Source organism: Paenibacillus sp. HW567, from assembly GCF_000374185.1.
Lineage (GTDB): Bacteria > Bacillota > Bacilli > Paenibacillales > Paenibacillaceae > Paenibacillus_AQ.
Genome location: NZ_KB910518.1, coordinates 1,342,366 through 1,356,105, shown reverse-complemented (window position 1 = coordinate 1,356,105; position 13,740 = coordinate 1,342,366). Strand labels below are relative to the sequence as shown.

The following is a 13,740-nucleotide window of genomic DNA, read 5'->3' as shown; positions in this document are numbered from 1 at the left end:
GTCGCCTTCAAGTATTCGTTGGAGCGTTGCTGCCCTTCAAAAGCGCTTACGCGCTTTCTCCCGCCCTTAGGACGGCGGGCAGCCAGATTGTCCCGGCAGCCTCTTCCGCCGTGCTGCCGTCTATTTGCTTCAATACGCGGCGGACCGCCTCTTCTCCCATGCCCACATAAGGAATCTCCACACAGCTCAGCGACGGCAGGCTCAGCCGGTGCCCCTGAATTGTATTGTCCGCCGCCATCACCCGCAGGTCTTCGCCGATGCGCAGACCCAGCTTGTGCGCGGCCCGGTACAAATCCGGGATGCCGCTTGACCAGTTCACCAGAAGCGGCGGGGCGGGCTTGCTGATATCCGTAAGCTTCATGAGCCACTCCTCCCATTTCACCCGTCCTTTCCGTTCGGGAAGGCGGAACGAGAACGGGCTCATGCCCCGTTCGCTGCACCAGCCGGTGTAGGCATCCCGGCGCGTCCGTTCGGCCCAGCTTCGGACACCGTCATGATACACCTCGGCATACAGGGGAGCCTGCAGTTGCAGAGCGCCTTCGCGCATCAAATAATCAAGCGCAAGCTGCACACTGCCTTTGTAATCGGCCAGCACAGAGCAGACCCCCTCCGTCTCGGCATACCCTTCGACGGAGACATAGGGAACCCCCGCATCGCTAACCTTGGCGGCCCATACCTCATCGTGATAGCTGGTGCTGTCCAGCGTCACGATTCCGTCAATCTTCCGCTGGTGGTACAGATCCACCAGCTCCTCTCTGGCCTCGCCGTCCGGCCTGTGGCCCGGCGAGCAGAGCAGAATGTGATAGCCATGCGCCTCACATTCACTCTGCATACCCTCCAGCAGCCGCATGAACAGCGGATGCCGGGTATCCCCGAACGCCGCCAGGCTCATGCTGCGGCCGGTCTTCATGCTGCGCGCCTGGGCATCCACATGATAGTTCAGCTCCCGGATCGCCGCCAGCACGTTCTCGCGGGTCTCCGCGCTGACGCCGATGCCCGGCGTATCATTCAGCACGGCAGAAACCACGCTGCGGGACACGCCTGCAAGCCTGGCTACGTCGTGGCTGGTTACTCTTTTTTTGCTCATAGCAGCACCTCGGCAAGAGTATAACACGTGTTATTTCAGGTGTATAGTAGAATTGCGGACATGGACTTGTTACCAGTACCAAATCATGGGTACAATTAATAGTACGTGTCATTCATACAAAGGATAGGTGAAACAAATGCAGAATTTCGGATTTGCGAGAGTTGCCGCCGCTTCCCCTGAACTGCGGGTTGCCGACTGCGCATTTAATGCAGAACAAATCATTGAGGTCATCACACAAGCGGATAAGAAGCAGGTCGAATATCTGGTCCTGCCTGAGCTCTGCATAACCGGCTATACCTGCGCCGATTTATTCCTTCAGCCCACGCTGCAGGCGGCCGCCATGGAGGCGCTGCTCAAAATCTCCGCAGCCACAAAAGGGCGCGACCTGATCGTCATCGCCGGGCTGCCTGTCTCGGTCAAGAGCCGGCTGTTCAATTGCGCAGCCGTAATGCAGCACGGCAATATCCTGGGCCTGGTGGTGAAGACCTGCATCCCGGGATACAGCGAATTCTACGAGCCCCGCTGGTTTGCCGGAGCCGAGGAGCTTGAAGTAACGGAGCTGCGCATAGACGGAGCTGCCGTTCCCATCGGCAATGACCTGATCTTCACCAGTGAGGGAGACGGCAATTTGTCCTTCGGCGTGGAAATCTGTGAGGATCTCTGGGTGCCTGTTCCTCCGAGCAGCCTGCTGGCCCAGGCCGGAGCCACGCTGCTGTTCAACCCCTCTGCCAGCAATGAGCTGGTAGGCAAAGCGGATTACCGCCGCCAGCTTGTCTCCAGCCAATCCGCTTCCTGCGTGGCCGGCTATGTCTACGCCGGCTGCAATACCGGCGAATCCACCACCGATGTCGTGTTCGGCGGGCACTCGCTGATCGCCGAGAATGGACAAATGCTCGCCGAATCCGAACGCTTCACCCATGAGAGCCGGATCATCGTTGCCGACATTGACGTGCCGAGAATCCAGTATTCCCGCACGGTGATGGGCACATTCCGGGCCGGCAAGGGCGGCCGGAATTACCGCGAGGTGCTGTACGCCCCTCCCGCCGGCAAGCATAGTGACCGGGAACTGATCCGCAGCATGGCGGTGAACCCGTTTGTTCCCGGGAACCCGCAGCAGCGCGACGAGCGCTGCCGGGAGATTCTCTCGATTCAGACCTCCGGCCTGATGAAGCGTATCCGCCACATCGGCACCAAGCAGGCCGTAATCGGCATTTCCGGCGGTCTCGATTCAACGCTGGCGCTGCTGGTCGCCGTACGGGCAATGGAGCTGCTGGGCCGTCCGGCCAGCGATGTGCTGGCTGTGACCATGCCCGGCTTCGGCACGACAAACCGCACCTACGACAATGCCGTAGGACTCATCAACGCGCTTGGGGCCTCGCTCAAGGTTGTGGACATTAAGGCTTCCTGTCTGCAGCATTTCGAGGACATCGGCCATGACAAGGACGTTCACGACCTGACCTATGAGAATGTTCAGGCCCGGGAACGCACACAGATCCTGATGGATCTGGCCAACAAGAACGGCGGCATCGTCGTTGGCACCGGCGATCTGTCGGAGCTTGCACTCGGATGGTGCACCTATAACGGAGACCATATGTCCATGTACGCCGTCAATTCGGGGATTCCGAAGACACTGATTCAATATGTCGTCGCCTGGTATGCCGACAACGAAGCGGACGATACGGTGAATAAGCTGCTGTACAGCATCATCGACACAGGAATCAGCCCGGAGCTTCTGCCGCCTTCCGCCACCGGAGAGATCGTCCAGCTTACAGAGGATATACTCGGGCCTTATGTCGTGCATGATTTCTTCCTGTATTACATGCTGCGGACCGGCGCTTCGCCAGCGAAGATATTCTATCTCGCGCGTCATGCCTTTGGCGACACCTATACCAAAGAGCAGCTTACAGACTGGCTGCGCGTATTCATCAAACGTTTCTTCACCCAGCAGTTCAAGCGTTCCTGTCTGCCGGACGGTCCTAAGGTTGGTACGGTCAGCCTCTCGCCGCGCGGCGACTGGCGCATGCCAAGCGATGCCTCCGCTGCCCTTTGGCTGCGCGAAGCGGAGGCATTATAAGCACAAGCCTGCCTGCCCAACAGCCAGCTTGAACAGTAGAAGCAGCAACGGCTGCGCCGTCCCTGAATGGACGGCGCAGCCGTTTTAGCGTAAACCTCTTATTGTCCTAAACGTACATATTATTCAGCACCAGCACCTGATCGCTGCCCAAGGGCGTATGAACCGTTACCGTCTCACCGGGTTCAGCCAGGAGCAGCGCCCTGCCCATCGGAGACCACAGTGAAATGCAGTGCTCATCCAGTCCGGTGTCCTCCGGAATTACAATCGTGTAAGACTCCTTCAGCGTCTCCGGGCCAATCTTCAGAGATATCCAAGAGCCGATAAGCACTACGGAGCGCTCCAGATCATCGCCGGCACCGGACAGAATCCGCTGCACACACTCTTGATAAGTCTTGATCATCGCCCGGGTTTCCGCTCTTTCCGCAGCCGATTCCTGTGCCATCCGGTCAAGTATGGCAAACATATGCTCATCGAAATATACCAGTTGGCGCACAAGCTCCTCACGCATGGGAAACGTAATCAGACTATGGCTCATAGTAGATTTCACCTGCCTTCTTCATCCGGTCCTGCTCGAAAATCTGATCTTGCCCTCTCATTTCCATCATTCCTTCCGTAATAGTAAAATAGATCCCGCGGTGGGGATCTACCTATAACATATCATCTTTTGTCAGAAATACAAGGTCCGGCCGGTTTAACCGCGCTTACCGCTCTCCGCTCTGCTGTACATATTCAGCTCCTGCAGCCGGATCAGCACCTTGCCAAAGCGTCCGCCCTGGCGGATGGCGACCTTGCCGTCAGGATAAGTGCTGTGAACATACTCTGTAACAATGTTGCGGGAGGTATTATCTGCGGGCAGCCCGTGATGCTTCAGCAGTTGCATCGCTTCCTCTATGGCTTCTTCGCGGGCGGCTTCGCCGGTCTTCATCTCACGGGTCACCAGCGACTCGAAGGAATAGCCCTTCAGATACAGCAGATGATTCAAATAAGCCATATCCGAGCTCTCTATAGCCAGCTTCTCTCCGGACAGCAACGGGACAACCTCATTCATCAGACTATGCTCCCTGCGCCCCGCCATCAGACTAATATAGCAATATTGACGCGCACAGCTAAGCAGCCTCTCCACACTCTCCCAATCGACAACCACGGGGCACATGGACACAAATACGAGGTCGAAGGCTCCCATCCAGCCTTTGGCGGCAATATCCACCTCCTCAAAAGCTTCATGCACCAGCTCCACCCGGCCCGGCGCGAACTTGGATGTATTCTCCAGAAACAGCCGGGATAACGGAAGGTTAGGCTCAACGGCTGTAACCCGCGCTCCCCGCTCGGCGAAAGGAACCGTGAAGCCGCCCGAGGCCGCGCCCACATCAAGGACAGACAGCCCGGAGAAATCCACCCCCTGGCCCTCAAGCCAGCCGATAATCCGCTCGCTTCTGCGTCTTCCCGCTGCACTGAACACCTCTTCGTTAAAAGCTTGTGCCTTGTGGTCAAACCCATGCGTCGGGTCCATCCCGGACTTCTTGAGGACATTGCCCATCGCCGCCGGGTCCTCCTTCCAGTCCTTTTCCCATACGGCTGCATTAAATAACTCGTTATTCATTTCGGCTCATCCCTTTCCTGGGTCAGTCCACCGTTATTTTTCCGGCAAGCTCGGAGATCTTCCTGTTCTGCAAATACCGCTCCATCTGCTGCTCCGCTTCAACCATTTCCCTCTGGATCAGACATTCACTGGAATGATTAAGTGTGCAATCAAACAGCGACGCCGTGCCTTCAATGGCATGAATAATGTCCAGAAAAGAAATCTCCTCCCGCTTGCGCTTGAGCCGGTACCCGCCATTAGCTCCAGATGCGGATTCTATCAACCCCGCCTTGACCAGCTTGGTTAATATCTTGGACAGATAGGTGGGCGATACCCCCTGCCGCTCTGCCAATGTCTGAACCCCTATCGGCTTGTTCGGAGCGGCAGACACCAGAAAAAGCATCGTATGCAGCGCATAATCGGTTGCCTTTGAGTATTTCATATGCCACCTCCATTACAGACTTTACATATCTATAATAACTCTCAATTAAGCAAAAAGCAAACAAGGGGCATTCTCCGTCTGCTGCCGCTGAAGAAATGCCCCTTGTTTGTCATTTTCGCCTGTCATTTGCGCCTGTCACTTCTCCAGCTCCTGAGCCTTCTGCTTCAGCAGCTCGGCATATTCCGCCTTGTATTGCTCCAGCTTGTCCTTCAAGTCAGAGTTGCCGGAATCCAGCTTCAGCTTGCTGCTCGTGGTCAGGATATTATCCACTACAATATCAATTTTGCTGTCAATCGCCTTGATCGCACTTTTGACTGTCACTGCTTCAGCGTCCGGGGTCGGTGTCGGCACCGGTCCAATAGTGATGCCTTTGTTCCTGTCGGCCGGCAAAGCTGAGGACTTGTCCGTTTTCTCATCGAAACTGATGGTCTTGTCTGAGAGCGTAACCTTGTACCCTGCCAGCTCGCCAATGGCCCTTACCGGGGCGTAGCTTTTCCCGTCGATCACAATAGCCGGAACAGCCAAATTTTTACCGTATACCTTTACGGTGTATTCCGCCTGAATTTTCTTGCCTACTAGACTCACTGAGGCACCAATTGCCTGTGTGCTTACCATAAGTACCGCCCCGGCCAGGAATCCGGCAGCAAGCTTTTTCATATGACATTCACTCCCCGTAAAGTATTATTCGTCCTCCTCCAGCTCACGCCCCAGAAGCTCCTTCGCCTCCTCCGCCCAATTCAGATAGGCCTTATACAGATGCTCCCCGAAGAGAACCGTCAGGTAATAGTATAAATGATCCTTCTCCGTATGAAGAATAGGCTCAAGGTTGCTTTTGAACATCTGAATCATCTGCAGACTCTGCGTATGGCGTTCTTTGAATTCATCAATCCGCGCCAGATTGCTCTCATCCGGGACCAGACTTCCGAAGAACAGCTTGAGCATGATCTCATATTTGGTGTACTCCTTCTGCCCGGGCAACTGCACCCATTCCCGCAGCACCTCCCGCCCCTTATCGGTAATGGCATAGATGTATTTGTCAGGTCCCTTGGAGCCGGCGCCCTTCTGCTTCACCACCAGCTCCTCCGTGACAAGCTTCGCCAGAGTAGGGTAAATTTGCCCGTAGCCGAGCTCCCAGAAGCCGCTGATCATCACATCTATCCTCTTCTTGATATCATACCCGCTAAGGTCCTCATGGTTGAGCAGTCCTAATATAATGTAGACCGTCGTATTTTCCTTGGGCATCTCTTTGCTTATACTCCCTCCGCATGGCTGCGTTCTGCAAACTCTTGACGCAAATTCCTCGATGTTGCACCTTTCAATTTCCCCATAATGTCTGCTGGAGCATCGTTTGGCAGTACGTTCTGGAATAGATGAACATGGTCAGGCATCACTTCCATAGCAGCAATGGGCCAATCGTTTTGCGTGCAAGGCTCCTGTACAAGTTCTTTAAATCGCACTTCTGCTTGCCCTGTCAATACGTTTCTGCGGTATCGTGGGCAAAAAACAAAATGATAATTGATGAGCGATACGGTTGTTGTTGCATATGCCGATTGTATCAATTCAAATTTAATACAGCAACAATGCAACCGGTAGAAATGTAGTCCAGCAGCAGAGCTAAATCTGTAGGTGAGGCCATGCACACAGGGGTGGGTGAAGAGAAACAGCAGCAGCGAAGTCAGCTCCTTGCGGACCTGAGAGCCGTTATTTTCAAAAAAACGCCACTTGTTGCAGCTTAGCGGACCCACGGGCCCTTATAGTCTCTCCAAGGAACGTTTAGGCGCAGAATATTCGATCATAAGGCCTGTGGTGTTCTGTGGTGTCCGTAACTTACCCAAGCCGTGACTCTCATCGGAATGAAGCGCACCTCAGTCCGTAACGCCGAGCCAATCGCCAATTTATGAACGAACCCTTCTGGGAGGGGGGACACCTGAGGGGGAGCGCTCCACGCCTTCCGTCCTTCGGGCATCGCACGCCCCTACTCCACCATTGTAAATCTGACACTCTACTAGTATAAAAATTGCAGCCCTACGCAAAAACTATAAATAGTTCATGCTAGTAATCACAATATGAGTAATACCAAAAATAGCACAGGGAATGAGCAGAATATAGTTATTCATCCAAAGCCCAACAAAAAAGAAATATAAAGGCGGCATGGAAGCAATTCCAATGATAAGTAACCACGGAGCAACGACTCCACTATAGTAGAAAATCCAAGAAATATAATATAACAACAAAAACAAGGCTGCCATCCCCATATAAAGGGTACTATTGCTGCCTTCACCTTTATGTATCAGAAAAATCATCAGAATAACGGTCAGTACACCAAATAATCCCTCAATAATATTAAGTATATTATAGGAAGAACTGTTTTTGGAAAGCACATTATTTGCTGGAGGCATCAGCATCCAAATGATATTTGGAAGTAACTGCAATGCGTAGAACAAAAGCCCCACCGGCGAAAATTGTATTCCATACTTTCTCATATTACCCTCCAATGTTTATGATGAGTGAATCACAGTATATCATGATGATATAGTACAACAATATCAAGATGATATAACTGTGTCAATGGGCGATTTGCTGTCCATTTATGATTATTTTCGAAACCGTTGACAGTTTTCATGAAAAGTATTACTTTAATTAAAGTAATATAAATAAAGTATTAAGGTGGCGTTGGAGAATGAAATCTTTTTTCAAGAATAAAGCGATCGCAAGCGGCCTCTTTATGATGGTTTTTTACCAGATCATAATGATTGGAATTTTCATGTCCGGGTATAGTGCGGTTCCAAAGAACATTGATAAGCTATCCGTAGCTATTGTGAATGAGGATCAGCAGTACGGGAAGAAATTTGTTCAACAGCTTGGGCAGGAGCTTCCTTTTCATGTGCTGACGTATAATAATTTGGAGACCGCCCGGAAGAAGCTTGAAGACCGGGATATTTACCTGATTATGCACATCCCTCAGGATTTCACACAGAAGCTTAACGTTCAGGACCAGCAAGTAAAGTTGGATTATTACATCAACCAGTCCAATCCGGCCACTACTAACAGTACTGTGCAAAATGTAGTGTCACAGCTTACCGCCAAAATCAGTGCCGAGCTGCAAACCAGCAGCATTGAAGGCGTACTGCAAAATATGAAAATGCCCGCGGCGCAATCCAAGGAAATTGCCGAAGGCATCGTAGACAAAGTAAGCTCCAACGTGGTAATCACAAATCCGCAGCCTGCCGGCATGAGTAATCAGATGGCTCCAATGTTCTTAACGATGGCCAGCTACGTGGGGGCGATGATCTACTCCATGATGTCCGTCGGCGCATTGAACCAGCTTAAGGGCAAGCTTGGCAAATGGAAGGCCTTCCTCTCTCTCCAAGGAGTCAATGTCATTCTCTCCCTGACAGCTCCGCTGTTCGGACTTGGCATCTATTTCTCCATTCACAGCTATAGTGCCGGAACCTTCACACACATGTGGCTGCTGCACGCTCTGGAATTGTTCACCGCGATTCAATTTACAAGCATTCCCTGCCTGCTGATGGGTCAAGGAGGCATGCTGCTGAATCTCCCGCTTATGCTGGTTCAGACCATCGCCAGCGGCGCAGTCCTGCCACAGGTCATGATGCCGGGAGTCTTCAAAGCTGTCAGCCATGTTTCGCTGATGTACTATACCGTCCAACTGGACTATAATACGCTGTTCGGAGGGGGCCGAACGGCCGGACTGCTGCTCGGACTTGGCTTGATCACCCTCTTAGCACTTCTGGTAAATGCAGTAATCCATTATTTTAAAGCTTATACGGCAATGAGCAAGGATGCTGCGCCACAACCTCTATTCATGTAAAATAGAAGAAGCCGGCATCCCTAAATAAGGCCTGCCGGCTTCTTGATATACATTGAAGGAGGATTTACATGTCGCTGCAGATATTTATTCTGGGGGTTTTGAGCGAGGGGGAGCACCATCCTTACGATTTGAAGAAACAGGTCTTCAAGCCGTTGGACCACTACACCTCCATAAACGACGGAACGTTGTATTATAATTTCGAAGTGCTTACAAAAAAGGGGTTTATCCAAAAAATCAAGGTTATACAGACTGACAACCGCCCCGAAAAAACAACCTACGGGATAACGGATAAGGGACGCGAGGCACTGGCTGAGGAAATCTATGCGATCTTCCAAAACTTCACTCACATCACTTCATTATATTCCTCACTCCTATTTCTAGATAAGGTGGACCGGCAAAAGCTTGGATTTATCATAGAAGCAAGCATCAGCCGGTTGAACAAAAAGCTGCAGCTAATTGAAAGTGCTGATTCTAAGTTATCGGATGCCCCAGATACCCAGCAAAAAGCTGTTCAGCTCATGGCAGAGCACAGCCATCAAAGCCTTCAAAATGATATTGCCTGGCTGCAAAAGCTGCTGATCGAGGTACGGAGCTGATCGCGGAGCCCGGATTAGCCAAGCACATCGCCAGCGCCGCTCCCGCCCCGCACCAGTGCCTTTAATTGATAAGCATTGATGAGGGGCTTAAGTTTGTATATTTTTATGCATTTCGGGTAATAGTCCCATCTTCAGCAGACATAGTCCTGTTTCTGCCGTTGCTTTTGGCCAGATACAATGCCCGGTCCGCCTTCTCCAGCAGCAGCCCCGGTTCTGACGCATGCTGCGGATAATGGGCGATGCCTTGGGAGGCTGTAACCCGTGCCGGAATCGGCATCTGGCTTACTTCCAGTGCGCGGCGGACCCGCTCGGCTACATTGAAGGCTTCATCCGGTTTGGTTCGGGCCAGCAGAATAACGAACTCTTCACCCCCGTAGCGGTGGCAGACATCGTCCGGCCGCAATGAGGAGACAATAACTCCGGCCACATGCTTCAGCACTTCGTCGCCGGTGAGATGGCCATAGGTGTCGTTAACGAATTTGAATTTGTCCACATCGAGCACAATGAGCGAAAACGGCTTGCCTGCCGCTATCCACTGATTTATCGTAAGCTCAAGTGATCTCCGGTTCTTCAAGCCGGTTAGAGCATCTGTTGCGGCTTCCTGGGTTAATGTATCCGTCTGTTTCTGAATTTCCGCCACGGCAAGAAGGACAGCCTTGGTCAGCAAATCGGCCTCCCGGCTCCAATGCGGCTTTACTTCCGGCAGTACAACCTTCTCCTTGCCCACCTTGCTTACCAGATCGGCCAGAGAGACAAAAGGCCGTGCCAGTCTTCGCGCTACAAGAATGACGCCCATCAGCAGAATCACAAATGGCAATAACGAATAAGCCAGAATGGTCCGAATGTGGCTCATCAGTTGATTATGAATGATACTGATCGGAGAGGCGACCACAATTCCCCAGCCGTTCGCGGGAACACTATAGTACCCTGCAAGCACCTCGGTGCCAAGGGTGTTGCGCACCTGCTGCTCCCCGCTTTGCCCTTTCATCAGCTTCTGGACAACCTCATTGCTGCTGACGTCCTTTCCGATGAGCTGCTTGTCCGGGTGGTACACCAAATGACCGCTGGAATCGACAATATAATAATAAGAACTGGAATCATTCACGTTGTTGTTGCCGAAAATCTGGGACAGAACATTATTCTCCTGCAGATACAGCGTACCGCTCAAAATACCCAGATATGTACCCGTCTTCCCGAAAACCGGCTGGCTCATAAATACGATTAAGCGCTTTGTGTTAGGAGTCATGTACGGGGCGGAAAGGTAAGGCTGCTCCAGCGACAAGGCTTCCGTTGCGGCTTCGGAAGTGATATGCTTGCCTGCCGTTCCTATTGCGCCCGGCTCTACGTTGCGGACGAGCCCGGTGCTGCCGACCACTGCGATGGAGTTGAAGAAATTGCTGCTCTTGCGCATTAATTCCAGGCTATTGTCCACTTGCCACGGTGTCATGGCATCAATACCGGAGAGTTCAGCGGCATTATACTCCAGACTGGCGCGCATGGATTGAAATAAGGAATCCATTGTCTTCGACATGCGGTTAGCACTGGCGTAGTTCAGATGGAGCGTCGTCTCCATCAATGATTGTTTCTTGGACTCGTAAGAGCCGATCAGAAGAATACTTGAGGTAAGCAGAACCACCAGCGTCACTAGGCCTGTAAGCAGCGAAGTGAAGCTAAGCTTCTTACTCCGGCGCGGCCCTGCCCTTCTCAATGTCAGCACACTATAACCCTCCCTGGTTCCTGCAACTCGTTAAGATCATAATACAACAAAATAAGCTGTTATTCGACAATGATCCGTGAGATCTTGCGAACCAATGGAACGGGCATACGGTCAGATTATAATTTGATGCTTTTCTCGATAAGTGAAGTAAGCGCCTGGGCTCCTTGCTTATTTAAATGAACGCCATCCTCGATAAAATAGGATGTTTTCCCTTTGCTGGCAGCATACCAGTCAACCAATGTGATTGTCGGATTTTGGGCTGCGGCATCAGCCAGCGCTTCATTGACAGCATGCTCCCAGGGCTTCGGTACACGTGTATTCACCAGCAAAATTTGCTTGCTGTCTCCAAGAGCAGCGATCAGGGATTGCATTTGCTTCTTCGTAAATGCCCCGTTGGTTCCCATTTCGACAATCACATAGCTGCCTAATTTTCCTTCCTTGCGCAATTGGTTTACCAGATCTGCAGCATCCCATAATTGGCGCCCGATTTTACCGTCAATTACCACATTCGCGAAACGCTCCTTGAGCTCTGCTTCCAGATAGGGCTGAATATCCAGCATGACGGAATCTCCAATTGCGGTGATGGAGGGGATGTTACCGGCATTGCCGCCGCTTTTGGCGGGAAGCTTATCAGGGAGCTGGGGTACCGGCTGCTGAAGTGCCGGCTGCACGGCAGACGCTGCCTCGCTGCTTTCTTTTCTAGCATCCAAGGTTCTGAAATTGATTACAATAATAACGGCTGCAAGCAGGAGCAGACTAGCCTTGACCGCGCCATCCCCCTTGAACCTTCTCTCGGTCAGAAGGCTCCGCAGCTTATGCAATGCTCTTCTCATTCCCATGCGCCGAACGGGTTCTTCCACATACCGCCACGACAAAGCGGCAAGCAGCACAGTAAGCGATACCTGAACCAATGCCCGCAGGACAGTAGTCTCGCCTAATGCCGCAGCCGGGGTTGTCAAAATAATGACAGGATAGTGCCACAGATACATTCCATAGGAGCGCACGCCGATCCACTTCAGAGGCTTATATTCCAGAAGATATGCAATCCGGCTGGCCGGATGAGCGATGGCGGCAATCATCACTGCGCAGATCAACGACAGGAGGAACAGACCTCCCTTGTACAAAAAAGGCTGATACTGGTTCGTATACCAGCAAGCCAAGCCCAGCAGCAGCAGACCGCCTCCCCCTGCATAATCCAGAATCCGGGCCGCTTGAATCGAAACCTTTTTTTTCAGCTTTTGATAAGGCCATACCAGCGCCAGCGCTGCGCCGGTCAGCAGGGAGAATAACCGGGTATCCGTTCCATAATAGATGCGGCTTGGATCTGCACTTGGATTATACAGAAGCAGCATCTCCAATGCCGATATAGACGCAAGTATAATAACAAGTAGAGCCAGAGAATTCATCTTGCGCATATACCGGAGTCCGGCGGCAAGCAGCAGCGGCCACAGCAGATAGAACTGCTCCTCCACCGCCAGCGACCAGAGATGCCCAAGCGGCGATTGCGGCCCAAAGCTGTCGAAGTAGGATACTTTACGCGCAATGAACTCCCAATTGCTTACGTATAGTAAAGCCCCGGGCAAATCCTTGATGTAGGGCGACCAGAATCTGGGGGCAGCCAGTACAATCCAGGCCCCGGTCCCGGCAATCATGACCAGCATCGCGGGAACGAGACGTCTTACACGCCTTATCCAGAAATCCTTGAGATTCAGGTCTCCACTGCGTTCCCAGCCGTTCAATAGAATAGTAGTAATGAGATAGCCTGACAGCACAAAAAAAATACCGACCCCGAGAAGTCCTCCCGGCAGCCAGTCGGAATGAAGATGATATAGAATAACTGCAGATACCGCCAGCGCTCTAATTCCGTCCAAGCCTGTTATATATGCTCTACTATCTGCTGTTTTCCGGTTATGTATCCGTGCGACCCTTGAACCCTTTGACTCTTCCATGCTGCCCTTACCTGCCCTTGTCTGAATTTATACGATAGTCTGTGTAGTTAATTATAAGTACCCGAAAACTGAAACAAGTTGCAAATTGGTTAAGATCAGCGTTTATTTCTGTAATGCTGGAGGTAAAAAAAATAATGGATGACCGAAGCCACCCATTCTTGTAAATATATCTTTAACACAAAAGGAAATTTCACAAAGACTTTTAAAAGATGATATTTTTTTCAAAAGATCGTTACGTCTCTTTATTATCAAGCCAAGTAAAGATCATAAACACTAATGTGGGTTATAGGGCTTTCATCACTCCATTCATTTGTTCCTACATATATACCATGATATTTCGGGAAAACTATCCCACAATCTATATCTTCTTCATCAAACTTGTATTCTATTATTCCATTTAAATTTGACAGGACAGTCCCTATTCCTATCAAATCAAGAAATTTACCCTTGAAGGTCCCAAAAAC

At 51.5% G+C, this 13,740-nt stretch carries 12 protein-coding genes and 1 pseudogene; 3 read left to right on the top strand and 10 right to left on the bottom strand.

Annotation, left to right across the window (positions count from 1 at the left end; all coding sequences use genetic code 11):
* Positions 1 to 46: 46 nt before the first annotated feature.
* Complete coding sequence (locus tag B212_RS0105910) at positions 47 to 1,087, bottom strand: LacI family DNA-binding transcriptional regulator (protein ID WP_019909553.1); 1,041 nt, start codon at positions 1,085 to 1,087, stop codon at positions 47 to 49.
* 136 nt (positions 1,088 to 1,223) lie between these two features.
* Between B212_RS0105910 and B212_RS0105905 the strand changes: the two genes are divergently transcribed.
* The gene (locus tag B212_RS0105905; protein ID WP_019909551.1) at positions 1,224 to 3,161 is read left to right on the top strand and encodes an NAD(+) synthase; all 1,938 of its coding nucleotides are present in this window, start codon (positions 1,224 to 1,226) and stop codon (positions 3,159 to 3,161) included.
* Positions 3,162 to 3,267: 106 nt separating this feature from the next.
* On the opposite strand, the gene B212_RS0105900 is transcribed toward B212_RS0105905, so the two are convergent.
* The 7 genes and pseudogenes from B212_RS0105900 to B212_RS0105870 all read right to left on the bottom strand — a co-directional run bounded on the left by B212_RS0105900 (position 3,268) and on the right by B212_RS0105870 (position 7,665).
* Positions 3,268 to 3,696: a GreA/GreB family elongation factor gene (locus tag B212_RS0105900; RefSeq protein ID WP_019909550.1), complete on the bottom strand. Its 429-nt coding sequence runs from the start codon at positions 3,694 to 3,696 to the stop codon at positions 3,268 to 3,270.
* Positions 3,697 to 3,852: 156 nt separating this feature from the next.
* Positions 3,853 to 4,761: a class I SAM-dependent methyltransferase gene (locus B212_RS0105895; RefSeq protein ID WP_019909549.1), complete on the bottom strand. Its 909-nt coding sequence runs from the start codon at positions 4,759 to 4,761 to the stop codon at positions 3,853 to 3,855.
* A 22-nt stretch (positions 4,762 to 4,783) separates the two neighbouring features.
* Complete coding sequence (locus B212_RS0105890; RefSeq protein ID WP_019909548.1) at positions 4,784 to 5,182, bottom strand: Rrf2 family transcriptional regulator; 399 nt, start codon at positions 5,180 to 5,182, stop codon at positions 4,784 to 4,786.
* 135 nt (positions 5,183 to 5,317) lie between these two features.
* The gene (locus B212_RS33015; protein WP_019909547.1) at positions 5,318 to 5,839 is read right to left on the bottom strand and encodes a hypothetical protein; all 522 of its coding nucleotides are present in this window, start codon (positions 5,837 to 5,839) and stop codon (positions 5,318 to 5,320) included.
* A gap of 24 nt (positions 5,840 to 5,863) precedes the next feature.
* Positions 5,864 to 6,424, bottom strand: a complete 561-nt coding sequence (locus B212_RS0105880; RefSeq protein WP_019909546.1) for a PadR family transcriptional regulator — start codon at positions 6,422 to 6,424, stop codon at positions 5,864 to 5,866.
* Positions 6,425 to 6,447: 23 nt separating this feature from the next.
* Positions 6,448 to 6,741, bottom strand: a pseudogene (gene tnpA, locus B212_RS30860) (IS200/IS605 family transposase); the annotation flags it as partial.
* A 477-nt stretch (positions 6,742 to 7,218) separates the two neighbouring features.
* A complete protein-coding gene (locus tag B212_RS0105870) occupies positions 7,219 to 7,665 on the bottom strand; it encodes a hypothetical protein (protein WP_019909544.1) in 447 nt (148 codons plus the stop codon).
* Positions 7,666 to 7,862: 197 nt separating this feature from the next.
* Here B212_RS0105870 and B212_RS0105865 point away from each other — a divergent pair, with 197 nt between their 5' ends.
* Together B212_RS0105865 and B212_RS0105860 are read left to right on the top strand one after the other, a co-directional pair.
* Entirely contained in the window at positions 7,863 to 9,014 is a 1,152-nt protein-coding gene (locus B212_RS0105865; RefSeq protein ID WP_019909543.1) for a YhgE/Pip domain-containing protein, read from the top strand.
* 68 nt (positions 9,015 to 9,082) lie between these two features.
* Positions 9,083 to 9,610, top strand: a complete 528-nt coding sequence (locus B212_RS0105860; RefSeq protein ID WP_019909541.1) for a PadR family transcriptional regulator — start codon at positions 9,083 to 9,085, stop codon at positions 9,608 to 9,610.
* 103 nt (positions 9,611 to 9,713) lie between these two features.
* Here B212_RS0105860 and B212_RS0105855 read toward each other — a convergent pair whose 3' ends face one another.
* Together B212_RS0105855 and B212_RS0105850 are read right to left on the bottom strand one after the other, a co-directional pair.
* Entirely contained in the window at positions 9,714 to 11,327 is a 1,614-nt protein-coding gene (locus tag B212_RS0105855; RefSeq protein ID WP_019909540.1) for a sensor domain-containing diguanylate cyclase, read from the bottom strand.
* Between the two features lie 116 nt (positions 11,328 to 11,443).
* Positions 11,444 to 13,276, bottom strand: a complete 1,833-nt coding sequence (locus tag B212_RS0105850; RefSeq protein WP_084673243.1) for an acyltransferase family protein — start codon at positions 13,274 to 13,276, stop codon at positions 11,444 to 11,446.
* Positions 13,277 to 13,740 lie beyond the last annotated feature (464 nt).

What these genes read in the sequence shown, in the direction of transcription:
- B212_RS0105910 (WP_019909553.1), bottom strand. Translation starts at nt 1,087, where the DNA reads ATGAGCAAAAAAAGAGTAACCAGCCACGACGTAGCCAGGCTTGCAGGC.
- B212_RS0105905 (WP_019909551.1), top strand. Translation starts at nt 1,224, where the DNA reads ATGCAGAATTTCGGATTTGCGAGAGTTGCCGCCGCTTCCCCTGAACTG.
- B212_RS0105900 (WP_019909550.1), bottom strand. Translation starts at nt 3,696, where the DNA reads ATGAGCCATAGTCTGATTACGTTTCCCATGCGTGAGGAGCTTGTGCGC.
- B212_RS0105895 (WP_019909549.1), bottom strand. Translation starts at nt 4,761, where the DNA reads ATGAATAACGAGTTATTTAATGCAGCCGTATGGGAAAAGGACTGGAAG.
- B212_RS0105890 (WP_019909548.1), bottom strand. Translation starts at nt 5,182, where the DNA reads ATGAAATACTCAAAGGCAACCGATTATGCGCTGCATACGATGCTTTTT.
- B212_RS33015 (WP_019909547.1), bottom strand. Translation starts at nt 5,839, where the DNA reads ATGAAAAAGCTTGCTGCCGGATTCCTGGCCGGGGCGGTACTTATGGTA.
- B212_RS0105880 (WP_019909546.1), bottom strand. Translation starts at nt 6,424, where the DNA reads ATGCCCAAGGAAAATACGACGGTCTACATTATATTAGGACTGCTCAAC.
- B212_RS0105870 (WP_019909544.1), bottom strand. Translation starts at nt 7,665, where the DNA reads ATGAGAAAGTATGGAATACAATTTTCGCCGGTGGGGCTTTTGTTCTAC.
- B212_RS0105865 (WP_019909543.1), top strand. Translation starts at nt 7,863, where the DNA reads ATGAAATCTTTTTTCAAGAATAAAGCGATCGCAAGCGGCCTCTTTATG.
- B212_RS0105860 (WP_019909541.1), top strand. Translation starts at nt 9,083, where the DNA reads ATGTCGCTGCAGATATTTATTCTGGGGGTTTTGAGCGAGGGGGAGCAC.
- B212_RS0105850 (WP_084673243.1), bottom strand. Translation starts at nt 13,276, where the DNA reads ATGGAAGAGTCAAAGGGTTCAAGGGTCGCACGGATACATAACCGGAAA.